General features: G+C 65.2%; 13 protein-coding genes. 5 read left to right on the top strand and 8 right to left on the bottom strand.

The annotated features are described in order from the left end of the window. Window positions 1–18: 18 nt before the first annotated feature. On the top strand, window positions 19–1,488 hold the full coding sequence (locus CH268_RS25560) for an MDR family MFS transporter (RefSeq protein WP_094666247.1): 1,470 nt from the start codon (window positions 19–21) through the stop codon (window positions 1,486–1,488). 32 nt (window positions 1,489–1,520) lie between these two features. Here the strand turns inward: CH268_RS25560 and CH268_RS25555 are convergent, their stop codons facing one another. The 3 genes from CH268_RS25555 to pdhA all read right to left on the bottom strand — a co-directional run bounded on the left by CH268_RS25555 (window position 1,521) and on the right by pdhA (window position 5,028). Then, a complete protein-coding gene (locus CH268_RS25555; protein ID WP_094666246.1) occupies window positions 1,521–2,870 on the bottom strand; it encodes a dihydrolipoamide acetyltransferase family protein in 1,350 nt (449 codons plus the stop codon). 74 nt (window positions 2,871–2,944) lie between these two features. Next, the gene (locus tag CH268_RS25550) at window positions 2,945–3,949 is read right to left on the bottom strand and encodes an alpha-ketoacid dehydrogenase subunit beta (protein WP_094666245.1); all 1,005 of its coding nucleotides are present in this window, start codon (window positions 3,947–3,949) and stop codon (window positions 2,945–2,947) included. Beyond that, window positions 3,946–5,028, bottom strand: coding sequence for a pyruvate dehydrogenase (acetyl-transferring) E1 component subunit alpha (gene pdhA, locus CH268_RS25545; RefSeq protein ID WP_032375633.1), 1,083 nt, complete (start codon window positions 5,026–5,028; stop codon window positions 3,946–3,948). Before pdhA ends, CH268_RS25550 begins: the two co-directional genes overlap by 4 nt. 134 nt (window positions 5,029–5,162) lie before the next feature. Between pdhA and CH268_RS25540 the strand changes: the two genes are divergently transcribed. Together CH268_RS25540 and CH268_RS25535 are read left to right on the top strand one after the other, a co-directional pair. Beyond that, window positions 5,163–5,642, top strand: coding sequence for an Lrp/AsnC family transcriptional regulator (locus CH268_RS25540; RefSeq protein ID WP_027496234.1), 480 nt, complete (start codon window positions 5,163–5,165; stop codon window positions 5,640–5,642). A gap of 283 nt (window positions 5,643–5,925) precedes the next feature. Further along, a complete protein-coding gene (locus CH268_RS25535) occupies window positions 5,926–6,954 on the top strand; it encodes a Glu/Leu/Phe/Val family dehydrogenase (RefSeq protein ID WP_094666348.1) in 1,029 nt (342 codons plus the stop codon). Between the two features lie 93 nt (window positions 6,955–7,047). Here the strand turns inward: CH268_RS25535 and CH268_RS25530 are convergent, their stop codons facing one another. Both CH268_RS25530 and gabT read right to left on the bottom strand, forming a co-directional pair. Continuing rightward, window positions 7,048–8,499, bottom strand: coding sequence for an NAD-dependent succinate-semialdehyde dehydrogenase (locus CH268_RS25530; protein WP_094666244.1), 1,452 nt, complete (start codon window positions 8,497–8,499; stop codon window positions 7,048–7,050). A 1-nt stretch (window position 8,500) separates the two neighbouring features. Further along, window positions 8,501–9,865: a 4-aminobutyrate--2-oxoglutarate transaminase gene (gabT, locus tag CH268_RS25525; protein ID WP_094666243.1), complete on the bottom strand. Its 1,365-nt coding sequence runs from the start codon at window positions 9,863–9,865 to the stop codon at window positions 8,501–8,503. Window positions 9,866–9,994: 129 nt separating this feature from the next. Between gabT and CH268_RS25520 the strand changes: the two genes are divergently transcribed. Together CH268_RS25520 and CH268_RS25515 are read left to right on the top strand one after the other, a co-directional pair. Next, window positions 9,995–11,491, top strand: coding sequence for a PucR family transcriptional regulator (locus tag CH268_RS25520; protein WP_094666242.1), 1,497 nt, complete (start codon window positions 9,995–9,997; stop codon window positions 11,489–11,491). Window positions 11,492–11,519: 28 nt separating this feature from the next. Next, on the top strand, window positions 11,520–12,230 hold the full coding sequence (locus tag CH268_RS25515) for a YoaK family protein (protein ID WP_032371096.1): 711 nt from the start codon (window positions 11,520–11,522) through the stop codon (window positions 12,228–12,230). Here CH268_RS25515 and CH268_RS25510 read toward each other — a convergent pair. The 3 genes from CH268_RS25510 to CH268_RS25500 are packed head-to-tail and all read right to left on the bottom strand — an operon-like array spanning window position 12,227 to window position 15,383. Then, complete coding sequence (locus CH268_RS25510; protein ID WP_094666241.1) at window positions 12,227–13,912, bottom strand: flavin monoamine oxidase family protein; 1,686 nt, start codon at window positions 13,910–13,912, stop codon at window positions 12,227–12,229. The genes CH268_RS25515 and CH268_RS25510 overlap by 4 nt on opposite strands. Continuing rightward, on the bottom strand, window positions 13,909–14,754 hold the full coding sequence (locus tag CH268_RS25505) for a carbon-nitrogen hydrolase family protein (RefSeq protein ID WP_094666240.1): 846 nt from the start codon (window positions 14,752–14,754) through the stop codon (window positions 13,909–13,911). The genes CH268_RS25510 and CH268_RS25505 overlap by 4 nt, the downstream gene beginning before the upstream one ends. Then, window positions 14,751–15,383: a helix-turn-helix domain-containing protein gene (locus CH268_RS25500; RefSeq protein ID WP_094666239.1), complete on the bottom strand. Its 633-nt coding sequence runs from the start codon at window positions 15,381–15,383 to the stop codon at window positions 14,751–14,753. Before CH268_RS25500 ends, CH268_RS25505 begins: the two co-directional genes overlap by 4 nt. Between the last annotated feature and the right edge of the window lie 26 nt (window positions 15,384–15,409).

The following is a 15,409-nucleotide window of genomic DNA, read 5'->3' as shown; positions in this document are numbered from 1 at the left end:
GCGAAAGTTTGTCGACACATGAGTTCACCCGAGACCGACCGCACCCCCGACGAGCAACTCGCGCCGGGCAGCAAGCTATTGATCGGCATATTGGTCATCGCGGCCTTCGTCATGATCCTCAACGAGACGATCATGAGCGTGGCGCTCCCGACGCTGATGGTCGACCTCGAGATCACGGCAACGACGGCCCAGTGGCTCACCACCGGATTCCTACTGACCATGGCGGTGGTCATTCCCGTCACCGGCTACCTGTTCCAACGCTTCACGCTGCGTCAGGTGTTCGTGACAGCGATGACCCTGTTCACCGTCGGCACCCTGCTCGCGGCCTCGGCACCCGGTTTCGAGCTGCTTCTGCTCGGCCGCATCACGCAGGCCAGCGGGACGGCGATCATGCTGCCGCTGCTCATGACCACAGTGCTCACCGTCGTCCCGGCCCACAAGCGCGGCGCGATGATGGGTGTGATCTCCATCGTCATCGCCGTCGCACCGGCTGTCGGCCCCACCATCTCCGGAGTCATTCTCGACTCGCTGAATTGGCGTTGGATGTTCTGGCTGGTGCTTCCCATCGCGCTCGTCGCGTTCGGCATCGGAACCACACTGGTGAAGAACGTGACCGAGACGGGGCGGCCCTCGTTCGATCCCACGTCGGTCGTGTTGTCCGCCTTGGCGTTCGGCGGCATCGTCTACGGCCTGAGCAGCCTCGGTCATTCTGCCGAGGAGTCCGTCGTACCGGTCTGGTTGCCGTTGGTGGTGGGAGTGATCGCACTCGTCGTCTTCGTGCTGCGGCAGATCGCCCGCCAGGAACGCGGCGGCGCGCTGCTGGACATGCGTCCGTTCCGCACCCCCACCTTCAGCATCGGACTCGGCATGATCGCGATCTCGATGATGGCCCTGTTCGGTGCCCTGATCCTCCTGCCGATGTATCTGCAGAACGTGCGCGGACTCGACACCCTTGCAACCGGCCTGATGCTTCTGCCCGGCGGATTGCTGATGGGTCTGCTCGCACCCTTCGTCGGCCGCATCTTCGACCGAATCGGGCCGCGCCCGTTGGTCATTCCCGGAGCCATGGTGGTGAGCGCCGCGTTGTGGTCGATGACGGTGCTGGACGCACAGTCGGCACTACCGCTGGTCGTCGGTATCCACATGCTGCTCTCGGCGGGGCTTGCGCTCATCATGACTCCGCTGATGACCTCCTCGCTCGGATCCCTCCCCACCCGCCTGTACTCGCACGGCAGCGCAATCTTCAACACCGTGCAGCAGCTGGCCGGAGCCGCAGGAACCGCGTTGTTCGTCACCGTCATGTCGAACACCGCAGCGGCCCGAATCTCCGACGGGGCAACGCAAATGGGTGGTTCCGAGGCAGGCATCCACACCGCATTCCTGTGCGGTGGGGCGGTGTCACTGGTCGCGGTGGCTGCGTCGTTCTTCATCCGAGCACAGGCAAGCAGTGATCGAGACGAGGCCGTGTCGGCGCAGCCGGTGCACTGAACCCCGGCGGCATTCACACCGCGCCGCCGCGGTCAGCCGAGCGCGATCAGATCGATCGGGTGAGTCAGCAGACGACCGACGAGGGCGAGGAATTCCGACCCCTGTTGGCCGTCGACCAGTCGATGATCGAACGAGAGCGACAGTGTCGTCACCGACCGTAAAGCGATCTCGCCGTTGTGTTCCCACGGCGTGCGACGGATGGACCCGAAGCACAGGATGGCCGCCTCGCCCGGGTTGAGGATCGGCGTGCCTGCGTCGACTCCGAACACCCCCACGTTGGTGATGGTGATGGTGCCGTCGGCCAGATCGGCCGGACTGCTCTTGCCCTCCTTCGCGATGCGCGTCAGGTCGGCCAGGGCACGCGCGATGTCCACCAGAGAGAGCTCGTGTGCGTTCTTGATGTTGGGCACCATCAATCCGCGGGGTGTCGCCGCCGCGATGCCGAGGTTGACGTAGTACTTGGTCACGATTTCCTGCGCAGCCTCGTCCCAGCTCGAGTTCAGCGACGGATTCGATTTCAGGGCAACGAGAACGGCTTTGGACACCAGAGCCAACGGGGTCAGACGCACGTCCCGGAAATGTGTGGAGGACCGCAGCGACTCGAGGAGTTCGAGCGTCTCGGTCACGTCGACGGTCACGAATTCGGTGACGTGAGGTGCAGTGAATGCACTTCGCACCATGGCCTCGGCGGTGTGCTTGCGTACACCCTTGATCGGAGTTCGCTCCTCTCGACCGGTCCGCCCGGATACCGACTGCTGCGCCTCGGTCTCGAGCTGCACTTCAGTGTCACTCTGCGCATCGGTGTCAGTCTGCCCAGCCGTCCCGCCCTGCAGGTACGACTCCACGTCCTGACGGGTGACGTCGCCGTGGCGTCCACTCGCGGGCAGCTCGTTCAATTCGATGCCGTTGTCCTTGGCCATCTTTCGTACCGGTGGGGCCGCAAGCGGCTTTCCATTCTGCTCGTTCGGCGCGGACGCCGCGGGTGGGTCGACGCGGCCACCGCGTCGGCTCGAGCCTTCCTTCGCGACGCCGTAACCCACGAGCACCGGGACGCGCTCGTCCTCGTCCTCCCCGGACGACGTGGTCTGAATCGGGGAAGCGGACTGCTCTGGATCGGTAGCGACCGGTTCGTCGTCACCGCCGACTCTGATGTCGATGATCGGCACTCCGACCTCTACCGTGTCGCCCTCGGAAACATGCAGGGCAGCAACAACACCGGCGAACGGAGAAGGCAATTCCACCGCAGCCTTGGCCGTCTCGACCTCGGCGATGTTCTGGTTGAGTTCGATGGTGTCACCGACCGCGACGAGCCAGGTCAACAGGTCGGCCTCGGTGAGGCCCTCCCCCAGGTCGGGCAGCGGAAAGCTCTTGATGGTGGACATCGTCGAATCCTGTTCGGTCGGTATCGGCGGAGGATGTGATCGGGGCGAAACGGCAGCCGAGGGGCAACGGCAGCTCAGTGGGAACGGCAGCGGTCCACTGCGTCGAGGATCCGGTCGACGTCGGGAAGATAGAACTTCTCGAGCTTCGACGCCGGGTACGGCGTTCCGAATCCACCGACCCGCAGCACCGGCGCTTCGAGGTTGTAGAAGCACCGCTCGGAGATGCGAGCGGCTATCTCCGAGCCGAGGCCCATGAAGACCGGCGCCTCGTGTGTGACGACGAGCCGTCCGGTCTTGCAAACCGACGCTTCGACGGTCTCGAAGTCGATCGGCGACAGCGACCGCAGATCGATGACCTCGATCGAGATACCCTCGTGTGCAGCAACTTCGGCTGCCTTACGGGCAGTGGACACCAACGGCCCGTAGGCCACCAGTGTGATGTCGGTGCCCTCGGTGACCACCCGCGCCCGATGCAGCGGGAAGGCGGTGTCGAGATCGTCGACACCGAGGTCGATCGGACTCTTCTCCCAGTATCGACGTTTGGGTTCGAAGAACAGCACGGGGTCGTCGCTGGCAATGGCCTGCTGGATCATCGAGTAGCCGTCGGCGGCGTTGCTGCAGGTCACCACGCGCAGTCCGGCAGTCTGGGCGAAGTAGCCCTCCGGTGATTCCGAATGATGTTCCACTGCACCGATTCCGCCGCCGTAGGGCACCCGGATGGTCATGGGGATCTTGACATTTCCGCTCGTGCGATAGTGCAGCTTGGCCACCTGCGACACGATCTGATCGAACGCCGGGTAGATGAAGCCGTCGAACTGGATCTCGCACACGGGACGGAATCCGCGCATCGCCAGGCCCACAGCGGTACCGATGATGCCCGATTCGGCCAGCGGCATGTCCAGTACTCGTCCGGGCCCGAAGTCCTTCTGCAGGCCGTCGGTGATGCGGAAGACGCCACCGAGCTTGCCGATGTCCTCGCCCATCAGCAACACCTTGGGGTCGTTCTCCATCGCGCGACGCAGGCCGGCATTGATGGCTTTGCCGAGCGGCAGGCTGGTGGGCCGTTCCAGGGTGGTCATGACGTGACTCCTTCGAATCCAGCTTGGTAGGAGGCGAACTGGGCCCGCTCGTCGTCGAGCAGAGAGTGCGGGTCGGCGTAGACGTTGTCGAACACCGTCATCGCCTCGGGTTCGACGGTCTCGAGGCATCCACGTCGCAGATCGGCGGCGACGTCGTCCGCCGTCCGCTGGACCGATGCCACGAACTCGTCGTCGAACACGCCGATTCGTCTGAGCAGCTTCTCGATTCGGTCGATCGGATCCTTGGCACGCCACTCGTCGTCCATGGCCCCGGATCGATACCTCGTCGGATCGTCGGACGTGGTGTGCGGCCCCATGCGGTAGGTGACGGCTTCGATGAGCGTCGGGCCGCTGCCCTCACGGGCGCGGGCGAGCGCTGCTCTGGTCACGGCCAGCACCGCGAGGACGTCGTTTCCGTCGACCCGTACCGATGGGATGCCGAATCCCTCACCGCGTGCCGCGATCGTGGACTTGGTCTGCACGGTGACCGGTTCGGAGATCGCCCACTGGTTGTTCTGGCAGAAGAACACCACCGGTGCATGGAAACTGGCCGCGAACCCGAGAGCCTCCGAGATATCGCCCTGGCTGGTCGCTCCGTCTCCGAAGTAGGTGATGGCCGCGCCGTCGGCACCCTCGAGCTGCATGCCGATCGCGTATCCGGTCGCGTGCAGACCCTGCGAACCGACGATGATCGCTGGCGTCGTCATTCGATATTCGTACGGGTCCCATCCCGACAGGGTCGATCCCCGCCAGAAACGGAGCATCCGAGTGGGATCGACTCCGCGGCAGTAAGCCACCCCGTGCTCGCGGTAGCTGGCGAACACGAAGTCCTCGGAGTCGAGTGCGCGGGCCGAGCCGACCTGCGCCGCTTCCTGTCCGAGCAACGGAGCCCACAGCCCCAACTCGCCTTGCCGCTGCAGCGCGGTGGCCTCGGCGTCGATGCGCCGGACGACCACGAGATCGCGATAGATCTCCTTCATCGCAGCCGTGTCGATGTCCGCGACCAGAGGTGAATACGTCTCGTTGCGGACCACCGTTCCGGATTCCTTGATCAGCTGTATCAGCGAGGTGGTGTTCATGTCCGTGGCACTCTCCGTCGTGATGTGATGTCCTTCACAAGGAGACCACCGACGCCCAGCGTGCACAAGTGATGACTTCAGAATTACGCAGTGTGCACAATATCGGGTAACGACCGAGCTACAGGAAGTGCGCAATGACCGATCTCGACAAGACCGACGCCCGACTCCTCCTCGCCCTCTGCGCCAAGCCTCGAGCCACCGGCGTCGAACTCGCCACCACGTTGGGCCTGTCCCGCAACACCGTCCAGGCACGCCTCGGGCGGTGGGACGACAAGGGGTCTCTCACCCCCATCGATCACCGCATTCCGCCGAAGTCGCTGGGACGTCCGTTGCAGGCCTTCGTGACCGCTCAGGTCAATCAGCACACGTTGGCAGCGGTCACCGAACACCTCCGCACGATCCCCGAGGTACTCGAGGTGTTCGGCCTGTCCGGCGCCGCGGACATGCACATCCGCATTGCGGCGGTCGACGCCGACGACCTGTACCGGATAGCAGGCCTGATCCTCGACATTCCTGGCGTCGAGCGGACCAACATGTCGATTGCCATGTCCGAGCTGATTCAGTACCGAACCAAGCCGTTGCTCGAACAGCTCGCCGACGACGGCCGCCGCTGAGCACCCCGACCATCCCCGTCGGGCCGATACCGACCGCATCACGCAATCTGCACGGTCCGAGCGATGCCGGTTGACCGGTCTGCGTCGTGCACGACACCCTGTGACGGACAAGACATCCGGGTAGCCGCTGCATCTGCTCCCATCCCCTGACCGAAAGAGACCGACTGTGTCCGTCGTTGCCGACCACTCTGCCGTCACACCCACTCGACATCGCTCTTCTGTTGCCCAGACCGCGAATTCGGCTTCGGCACCGGCCGCACCCGGTGTCTTCGACCGGCCCGACATGCCATCCGACTCCGCGCACGAGCGCGTGGTGTTCTGCCACGATCGAGACACCGGTCTGCGCGCGATCGTCGCGATTCACTCGACCGTGCTGGGACCGGCACTCGGCGGAACTCGCTTCTACCCCTACGCAAGCGAGCAGGACGCCGTGACCGATGTATTGAGACTCTCCCGCGGGATGACCTACAAGGCGGCTGTCGCAGGGGTGAATCTGGGCGGCGGGAAGGCAGTCATCATCGGCGACCCGACCGTCATCAAGACCCCGACATTGCTCGAGGCCTACGGCCGGTTCGTCGAATCGCTCGGCGGCACGTACGTCACGGCAGGCGACGTCGGCACCAACAGCGACGACCTCGATATCGTCGCCGAAGAAACGGCCTACGTCGTCGGTAAGAACACCACCGCGGGCGGCACCGGCGACAGCGGTCCACAGACGGCCCTGGGGGTCTATCTCTCCCTGCTGGCGGCAGCCGAATCGACCTGGGGCTCCGACGATCTGACCGGCAGACGAGTAGGTGTCGAAGGCGCAGGCAAAGTGGGTTACAACCTGGTGGCGCTCCTGCGCGGAGCGGGTGCCGACGTGCTCGTGAGCGACTCCTACGAACCCGCCCTCGAACGGATCGCCCAGGACTTCCCCGGCGTCACGATCGGAACCGACATCATCGGAGCCGACATCGATGTGTACGCGCCGTGCGCCATGGGAGCAACGCTCGACGCGTCCTCGGTGGACCGGCTGTCGGCGTCCATCGTGTGCGGTGCCGCGAACAATCAACTGCTCACGCCCGACGTCGAATCGCTGCTGGCCGCCCGGGGCATCGTCTGGGTACCGGACTACGTGGCCAACGCCGGCGGCTTGATTCAGGTGGAAGGTGAACTGCGCCGACGAAATTCGGCCGAGGTGATGGCAACGATCGGACAGATCCGTACTACCGTCGCCGGCATATTCGCCATGGCACGCAGCGAAGGGATCCTGCTCGGAGCAGCCGCGGACCGACTGGCCGAGAAGCGAATTGCGGCCGCCCGAGGTTAGGGACCGCACGCCCGGTGCGCTCCACCCGGCAGCGCATGTACCGCGCCGGCCTCAGGAGTGGAGCGCACCGCTGCGATCTACTGCAGCGCCCGTCTACTGCAGCGCAATGTACTTGGTCTCGAGGTATTCCTCGATCCCTTCCGAGCCGCCCTCTCGTCCGAAGCCCGACTCCTTCACACCGCCGAAGGGGGCCGCGGCGTCGGAGATGGCACCCCGGTTGACCCCCACCATGCCGGTGTCGAGAGCAGCCGAGACCCGCAGAGCCCGATCGAGGTTCTCGGTGTAGAAATAGGCCACCAATCCGTATCGGGTGTCGTTGGCCGCGGCGACGGCCTCGTCCTCGGTCTCGAATCCGACGATGGCGGCAACCGGCCCGAAGATCTCGTCGCGCAACAGGTTTGCGTCGGCCGGGATGCGGTCGAGCACAGTGGGTGTGAAGAAGAACCCGGGACCGTCGGGCACCGATCCGCCGGTGCGGATGCGGGCACCCTTGGCAACGGCGTCGTCGACGAGTGCCGACACCGTCCGTCGCTGCTTGTCGTTGATGAGTGGTCCGATGTCGGTACCGTCGCGATCACCGGGGCCGACCGTCAGTGCTGCGATTCTCGCGGTCAGCTTCTCGGTGAATTCCTCGCGAACGGGCTCGGCCACGTACAGACGGTTTGCTGCAGTGCACGCCTCACCGCCGTTGCGCATCTTGGCCAGCATCGCTCCGTCGACGGCGGCATCGATGTTCGCGTCTTCGAAGACGATGAACGGCGCATTGCCACCGAGCTCCATCGATGTCCGGAGCAGTCGGTCGGCTGCATTGCGCACCAGCAGCTTTCCCACTCCGGTCGATCCGGTGAAGGTGACCTTCCTCAGTCTGGGGTCGTCCATCAGCGGACCGGTGACGGATGCAGCGTCCGAGGCCGGGAGCACCGACAGCACACCGCTGGGCAATCCGGCGTCGGCGAACACCTGGCCGAGCAGGAGCATCGTCAGTGGGGTGTCCTCGGCCGGCTTGACGATGACGGTGCAACCCGCTGCGAGCGCGGGACCGATCTTGCGAGTTCCCATGGCCAGCGGGAAGTTCCACGGAGTGATCGCGAGTACCGGGCCGACCGGCATCTTGGTGACAAGGATGCGGCCGTTACCGGCGGGCGCAGGGGTGTACCGGCCGCCGATCCGAACCGCTTCCTCGCTGAACCAGCGCAGGAATTCACCGCCGTAGTTGACTTCACCGCGACTCTCCGCCAACGACTTTCCCATTTCCAGGGTCATCAGCAGAGCGAAATCGGCTGCACGTTCCTGCAACAGGACGAAGGCGCGCCGCAGAATTTCGGCTCGCTCCCGTGCAGGCGTTGCCGCCCACTCCGGTTGCGCCGCGGCAGCGAGATCGAGGGCCACGATGCCGTCGGCTGCGCCTGCGTCGGCGACGGTGGTCAGTTCCTCACCGGTGGCGGGATTCAGGACGGCGAATCGCGCGCCCGACTGCGCGGGGGTCTGCTTTCCACCGAGCCACAGGTCGGTGGGCAGCGAGGACAACAGCTGCTCGACGGCCATGTCAGAGTCCCTTCGAAGCGTCGCGCAGTGCGTTCTCGAGGACCGTGAGTGCGTCGTCGAGCAACTCGTCGGAGATCACCAGCGGCGGAAGCAAGCGGATGACGTTGCCGTAGGTTCCGCACGTCAACACGATCACGCCTGCCGCGAGTGCCGCAGCGGCAACGGCTTTGGTGGCCTCGGGGTTCGGCTCGCGTCCACCCGGTACGACGAGCTCGACGGCAAGCATGGCCCCACGGCCTCGAACCTCACCCATGATTCCCACCTCCGGCATCAACGCCGTGAGCCGATCGACGACGATGCGTTCGATGTCGCGAGCGCGGGCGTTGAGGTCGAGGGTCTCCATCTGTTCGATCGATGCCAGCGCAGCGGCGCATGCGACGGGATTGCCTCCGTAGGTGCCGCCGAGCCCACCGGGATGCACGGCGTCGATCAGATCTGCCCGGCCCGTCACCGCGGCGAGCGGCATACCGCCCGCGATGCCCTTGGCCATGGTGATCAGGTCCGGCACGATGCCCTCGTGCTCGCTGGCGAACCAGGCACCGGTGCGGGTGAATCCGGACTGCACCTCGTCGGCGATGAACACGACATCGTGCTTGCGCGCCCACTCGGTCAGCGCAGGCAGGAAGCCGTCCGCCGGCACGACGAAGCCGCCCTCACCCTGGATCGGCTCGATCAGGATGGCCGCGAGATTGTCTGCGCCGACCTGCTTTTCGATCATGGAGATCGCACGGGCGGTGGCCTGTGCACCGGTGACGGCCGATCCGTCGGCACCGAGTCCTTCACGGAACGGGTACGACATCGGAACTCGATAGACCTCGGGAGCGAACGGCCCGAATCCACTCTTGTACGGCATCGACTTCGATGTCAAAGCCATCGTCAGGTTCGTGCGGCCGTGATACGCGTGGTCGAACACGACCACGGCCGAGCGGCCGGTGGCGTGCCGGGCGATCTTGACTGCGTTCTCGACGGCCTCGGCACCACTGTTGAACAGGACGGTGCGCTTGTCGTGATCTCCCGGCGTGAGTTCGGCCAACTTCTCGGCGACCGCGATGTATCCCTCGTAGGGCGCGATCATGAAGCAGGTGTGCGTGAAGTGAGCGACCTGATCCTGCACGGCGGCAACGACAGCCGGATTCGACGCACCGACGGTCGTCACGGCGATACCGGCACCGAGGTCGATCAACGAATTGCCGTCGACGTCGACCACGACGCCGCCGTCCGCGTCGGCCACGTACACCGGCAGCGTCGATGCGACGCCTGCACCGACGACGGCCTTGCGGCGCTCGGCCAGAGCCGACGATTTCGGGCCGGGGAACGCGGTGACGATCCTGCGCTCCTGCGGAAGTCGGTATTCGATCGAAGCCATGGTCGCACCTTTCGGGTTGGTCTCTGTGCAGCAAGTATGCGACCGCGAGGGCCGACCGGAGACTGCCGATACGTACATTCAGGTGCAGAAGCACACGCCATTTCGTCAGGCACGATTACAGTGCGACAGGTGAGTGTGCAGATTTCCTGGTTGTTGAGACAACGCGACCTCCGGCTGAGTCATCGCGGCGGGCCCGAACGCAGCGGTGCCGCCATCACCTTCGCGCAGGCGACCGAGCTCACAGATCCGAGTCCGTGGTTGTCCGGCGGCGAGCTGATCCTCACGACAGGTCTCGGCTTCGACTCCGGCGGCCCCGCACTCGCGCAGTACGTCCGCACCCTCCGAACGGCAGGGGTTGCCTGCCTCGGATTCGGAACCGGTCTCTCGCACAGCGTGATTCCACGAGAACTTCTCGACGCGGCAGACGAGGTCGGGCTACCCGTCGTCGAGGTTCCCTACGACACTCCTTTCGCCGCGGTCATTCGGGCGGTCACCACGCGCATCGCCGAGCAGGAGTACGAGGAAGTCCTGCGGGCGGCGTCGGTGCAGAGCCGCATCACCCGCGCCGCACTGCACGGCGGCGTCGACGCGATCGTGCGCGAATTGGCGGTCGCCACGTCCACCTCCGTCGCGCTCATCGGACATCGCACCGAGTCGTTTCATCCGGTCCACGCGGCGGATCTGATCGCGCAGGCCCGCGAGATCGCCGCCAGTATCCGTCCGTCGTCGTCACCCGCGACGGTGTCGGTGAGCGAGCCCGGCCGCACCGTGAGCCTGCACTCGGTACCGATCACCGCCAGTGCGCCGAGCTTTCTCGCGATTCGCACAAAGGGGCCCGTGACGGGAGTCGAGCAGATATTGCTCGGGCATGCGGTGTCGCTGATAACCCTCGAACTGGAAAAGCCTGCGCGGCTGCGCGCCGAGCAGACGGCCCTCAACTCGCGCGCGCTCGGACTTCTCCTCGACGGGCATCTCCTGTCCCCCGGTGACACGCACGTACCGAGCTATCTCGCCGATGCGGCCGACGACGACTCACGCATCACCGTGGTGGTTCTCCGCGGCGCGACGGGGCGGACGGGTTCCATCGCCGATGCCGTCGATGCTCAGTTCCGCGCCCACGCACGGCCGACGTTCGTCAGGTCCACCGACGACGGCGCCGAGATGCTGCTACCCGGCGGCGACGCGAATTTCGTTGCGCAGCTGATGAATTCTCTTCCCCGTTCGGTGTGTGCGGGGGTCGGCACCGACATGCACATCACCGAGGCCCCCACCGCGCTGAGACAAGCGCGGCTCGCGTGCGCGGCGGCCGGTCCCGGTGATCGGGTCGTCCACTTCACCGGGTCGATGCTGCTGGCGTCGGAACCGGTTCGGGAATCGTTGCGTGCCATGGCTGCCGTCACCATCGCCGTCCTGGCCGAGTACGACCGCACTCACACCGCGGATCTGGTGGGTTCGCTTCGGGCGTTCCTGGAGGCCAACGGGCACTGGGAAACCGCAGCTGCCCACCTGTCGGTGCATCGTCACACCTTGCGCAACCGCATCACACGATGCGAGGAATTGCTGGGGGTGGATCTGACGTCGGCGCGGGTGCGTGCGGAATTGTTGCTCTCCCTACTCGCGGCATGAGAGCGCCCCTCTGTGTCAGGATTTCGCGATGACCACCCCTCGTCCTGAACCCCAGATCTCCGTCGCCACCGCGAAGTCGGTTCGGCTCGGAGTGCTGCTGGCGGCAGTGGGCGGATTTCTGGATGCGTACACCTACGTCACTCGCGGCGGTGTGTTCGCCGGTGCCCAGACCGGCAACGTGGTGCTGCTCGGCGTGGACGTGGCGGGCGGGCGTTGGGTGGAGGCGCTGGTGTTCCTGCCGCCGTTGACGGCGTTCGTTCTGGGAGTCATGACGGCGGAGTTCATCGCGTTGCCTGCGATCGAGAGGATCGTGCGCAGGCCGGTGCGGGCTGTGCTGTGCTACGAGATCCTGGTTCTGGTGATCGTCGGGTTTCTGCCGGCAACGGTTCCCGATGCGGTGGTGTCGGTCATCCTCGCGCATGTCGCGGGCGTGCAGGTGACGACCTTTCGGGTGTTGGTGGATTCGCCGTTCAACACGACGATGACGACCGGCAACCTCCGCACCATGGCCATGGCGGCGTTTCATCGTGTGGTCGAGCACGATCGGGAGGCGGGGATCAGGGCTCGGCGGTTCGGCACGGTCATCGCCGGATTTCTCGGCGGCGCTGTACTCGGCGCGGTGTCGGTGGAGCTGTTCGCTCTGCGCGCGATCTGGGTGGTGGCCGTCATGCTGATCGTTGCGCTGGCACTGTTCGTGTTCGACGAGCGCCCACCTCGATCGGCTGCAACGAAGCGTTAGTCGCCCAGTCGAAGCGGCGCGATGGAGTCGAAGACGTCCCCCGGGCCCGGGTTGTCCGGTGCCGAGGTGCCACCCAGATGATGTACGACGCCCCACACCGCGTTCAGTGCTGTGTGAATCGCGCCCTCCGCCCAACCGGCGGTCCACGAGATGTCGTCGCCGGCAAGGAAGATGCCGCGGTGTCGGGGTTCGAGTTCGTCCTGCACGAAGTGGGTGAACAGTCTTTCCTGATAGCGGTAGTGCCCCGGCAGGTTGGCCTTGAACGCACCCATGAAGTCGCGCTCGGTCTCCCAGGACAGCGTCACCGGAGTCGAGATGATGTGGCTGCGAAAGTCGACGCCCGGGTAGATCTCCTCGAGGGATCGCAACATGATGTTCATGCGTTCGGTGGGATCGAGAGCCAGCAGTTTGAGCGAGTCGTCGGACCAGGTGTAGGACAGGCAGATCAGCCCCGGCTTTCCTTCGCCTTGATCGAGAAGGTATGTGCCGCGACTCATTCGGTCGGTCAGCGTCATGCTGACCAGGTCACGCCCGGTCACCGGGTCCTTGTCTTTCCAGAACGGCCGATCGACGAGTGCGAACACCTTCGTCGACCCCATGTAGTGGGTACGTTCGATGGCGGTCCAGTGGTCGATCGGGAACAGATCGTCGTCACACCTGATGTTGCTGAGCAACATCCAACTCTGCGCGGTCACGACCGCGGCCGCGTACGTACGGATGTTTCCTCGGTCGTCGTGGATCGTGGTGCCGCCCCCGGTGCGCCTGATCTCGGTGACGCGCGGCATCGTGGTGCCGCCGTTCACCGAGGACACCGACGTACCCGCGGGCCAGTGCGCCAGGTCCGCGGGTGTGTCGGTCCACAACCGCATCGGCAGCTGCTGTGACCCGCCGACTATGCCGCGGTGGTGATCGTCGGCTGCGGTGATGACGACACGAAGGATCTCGAGAATGGAGTTGGGATAGTCGGTGTCCCAACCTCCTGTTCCGAAACCGACCTGGCCGAACAACTCTCGCATGCGAAACGACGAGAAATGCTCGGACGCAGCGAGAAATCCGTAGAAGGTCTGATCGTCGAATTTCACGATCAGTTCGTTCCAGATGCGCTTGATCTCGGCCGCGTCCCGCCGGCGGATGGCGCGCTGCAACGGAATCAGTTCGGCGTGCTCCTCGAGCGTTCTGTTCCATGCGTCGGCGACCTCGGCGAAGATCGGCGGGAGATCCTCGAGCTTGCGGGCGTAGTGGCTGGTGCCCTTGAGATCGATCACCGTACTGGGGGTCGCCTCGGCCAACGGGTTCGGGAACGGCGTCGTCTCGAGCCCGACGGAGTCGAGGTAGTGGAACAACGCGGTCGAGGACGGCGGAAACCGCATCGCGCCCATCTCGGCGACCACACCCGGATGCCCATCGAACGGCACCGATCGCATGCGGCCGCCGATTCGATCCGATTCGTAGACAACCGGTTCCAGGCCGAGCCGAAGCAACTCGCGGGCCACGACCATTCCTGCGAGTCCGCCGCCGACCACCGCGACTCGGGTACCGAGTGCGGCGTCGGGAACACTTCCCAGGCCGGCCGGGTGGGCGAGGTAATCGTCGTAGGCGAACGGAAAGTCCGGCCCGAACATGGTGAGCGGTTGTTCGTCCTCGGGCTCGATCGCGCTGTCCGGGGTGACGGGTGTGGTCATCTGTCGTTCTCCTGCTCGGCTCGTACCGGGCCTGCGGTCCCTGCGGGACGAGGTGCCGTCCGATACAGATCCGGACGTCGGTCGGAAAGGTGGGTGTTGATCGCTCGGGACCTGTCGAGGTCGGCGGGGTCCAAGTGCACCGTCAACAGTTGCTCGTGCACACCGGCTCTGGCGATGTCGGTGCCATCGGGAGCAACGGCGCACGTCAGGCCGCAATAGGTCAGAGTCGACTCGGTGCCGCACCGGTTGACGTAGGTGACGAACACCTGACTCTCGTAGGCCCGCGTGGGAACCACGTGGGTTGCGATGATCTCGAACGGCGACATCAGACCGGTCGGGACGATCAACCATTGCGTACCCGCGTCGGCGTGCGCGCGGACGGTCTCCGGAAATTCGACGTCGTAACAGGTGAGCAGACCGCAGCGCAGATCTCCGAAGTCGAACTGCACCACCAACTCCTGGCCTGGGGTGAAGTGCGCACGATCGAGCTCACCGAAGAGGTGCGTCTTGCGGTAACGCGCCAGCGACGTACCGGTCGCATCGACGACCTGAACGGCGTTGTACACCGACTCGCCGCTGCGTTCGGGATATCCGTACACGATCGCGACGCCGTGAGCACGGGCGATCTGTGCGACCTTCCAGAAGATCGGTCCGTCGAACGGTTCGGCACGATCGACGACGAGTTCGCCGATGTCGTAACCGCTGACCGACATCTCCGGAGTGACCAGGATCGATGCGCCGGCCGCCGCTGCTGCCGCGGCCGCGGCGTCGAGTGCTTCGAGGTTCGACTCGACATCGCCGGAATCCTCCGGCCCCTGATAGAGCGAGACGGTGTTCGTCACCGATGCAACCCCGGCTTTCCGATCGGCAATTCTTCGGGCAGGGCTGGTGCCAGCACCCACAACACTCGCGCCCCACCGCTGCTGTCGCTGCGGAAACTGTGCCGACGGCGCGGCGAGAACGTGAAGGCGTCCCCCGCCCCGAGAGAGATGTCGTCCCCGCCGAAGTCCGCGCCCGGATCGGCGTCGAAGATCACCCGTAGCTCGCCGTCGATCACGTACACGAAGCTCACGTCGAGCGGCAGCGCGTACGCCTCGGACCCACTTCCGCCGCCGTATTCGATATGGCCCAACAACACCTGCACGCGACGCTCCCCTACCGGCGTCAGCAGATACTCGGTCATCCGTTCTCCACCGAACATGATGCGCGGCAACGCCTGTGCGCGTACCACTTCGCCGACGGGTGCGGCGTCGAACAGCGAGCCGACCGGTACGTCGAGCGCGGCGCACACTCGAACCAGGGATGCGACCGATGCGTTCACCTGATCGCGCTCGAGCTTGGACAGATACCCCTTGGTGACCCCGCAGGTGTAGGCGAGCGCGTCGAGCGTCAGCCGCTTCTTCAGGCGCGCCTCCTTCAGGCGCGCACCGATCCGTGGCGCATCGACGTCGACCTGTGCGGCTGAAGACACCCTTTTCGCCTTTCAGGAAACTTGTG

The organism is Rhodococcus sp. 06-1460-1B, assembly GCF_002258475.1.
Lineage (GTDB): Bacteria > Actinomycetota > Actinomycetes > Mycobacteriales > Mycobacteriaceae > Rhodococcoides > Rhodococcoides fascians.
This window is presented reverse-complemented; position numbering and strand designations above follow the sequence as displayed.

What these genes read in the sequence shown, in the direction of transcription:
- CH268_RS25560 (WP_094666247.1), top strand. Translation starts at nt 19, where the DNA reads ATGAGTTCACCCGAGACCGACCGCACCCCCGACGAGCAACTCGCGCCG.
- CH268_RS25555 (WP_094666246.1), bottom strand. Translation starts at nt 2,870, where the DNA reads ATGTCCACCATCAAGAGCTTTCCGCTGCCCGACCTGGGGGAGGGCCTC.
- CH268_RS25550 (WP_094666245.1), bottom strand. Translation starts at nt 3,949, where the DNA reads ATGACCACCCTGGAACGGCCCACCAGCCTGCCGCTCGGCAAAGCCATC.
- pdhA (WP_032375633.1), bottom strand. Translation starts at nt 5,028, where the DNA reads ATGAACACCACCTCGCTGATACAGCTGATCAAGGAATCCGGAACGGTG.
- CH268_RS25540 (WP_027496234.1), top strand. Translation starts at nt 5,163, where the DNA reads ATGACCGATCTCGACAAGACCGACGCCCGACTCCTCCTCGCCCTCTGC.
- CH268_RS25535 (WP_094666348.1), top strand. Translation starts at nt 5,926, where the DNA reads ATGCCATCCGACTCCGCGCACGAGCGCGTGGTGTTCTGCCACGATCGA.
- CH268_RS25530 (WP_094666244.1), bottom strand. Translation starts at nt 8,499, where the DNA reads ATGGCCGTCGAGCAGCTGTTGTCCTCGCTGCCCACCGACCTGTGGCTC.
- gabT (WP_094666243.1), bottom strand. Translation starts at nt 9,865, where the DNA reads ATGGCTTCGATCGAATACCGACTTCCGCAGGAGCGCAGGATCGTCACC.
- CH268_RS25515 (WP_032371096.1), top strand. Translation starts at nt 11,520, where the DNA reads ATGACCACCCCTCGTCCTGAACCCCAGATCTCCGTCGCCACCGCGAAG.
- CH268_RS25510 (WP_094666241.1), bottom strand. Translation starts at nt 13,912, where the DNA reads ATGACCACACCCGTCACCCCGGACAGCGCGATCGAGCCCGAGGACGAA.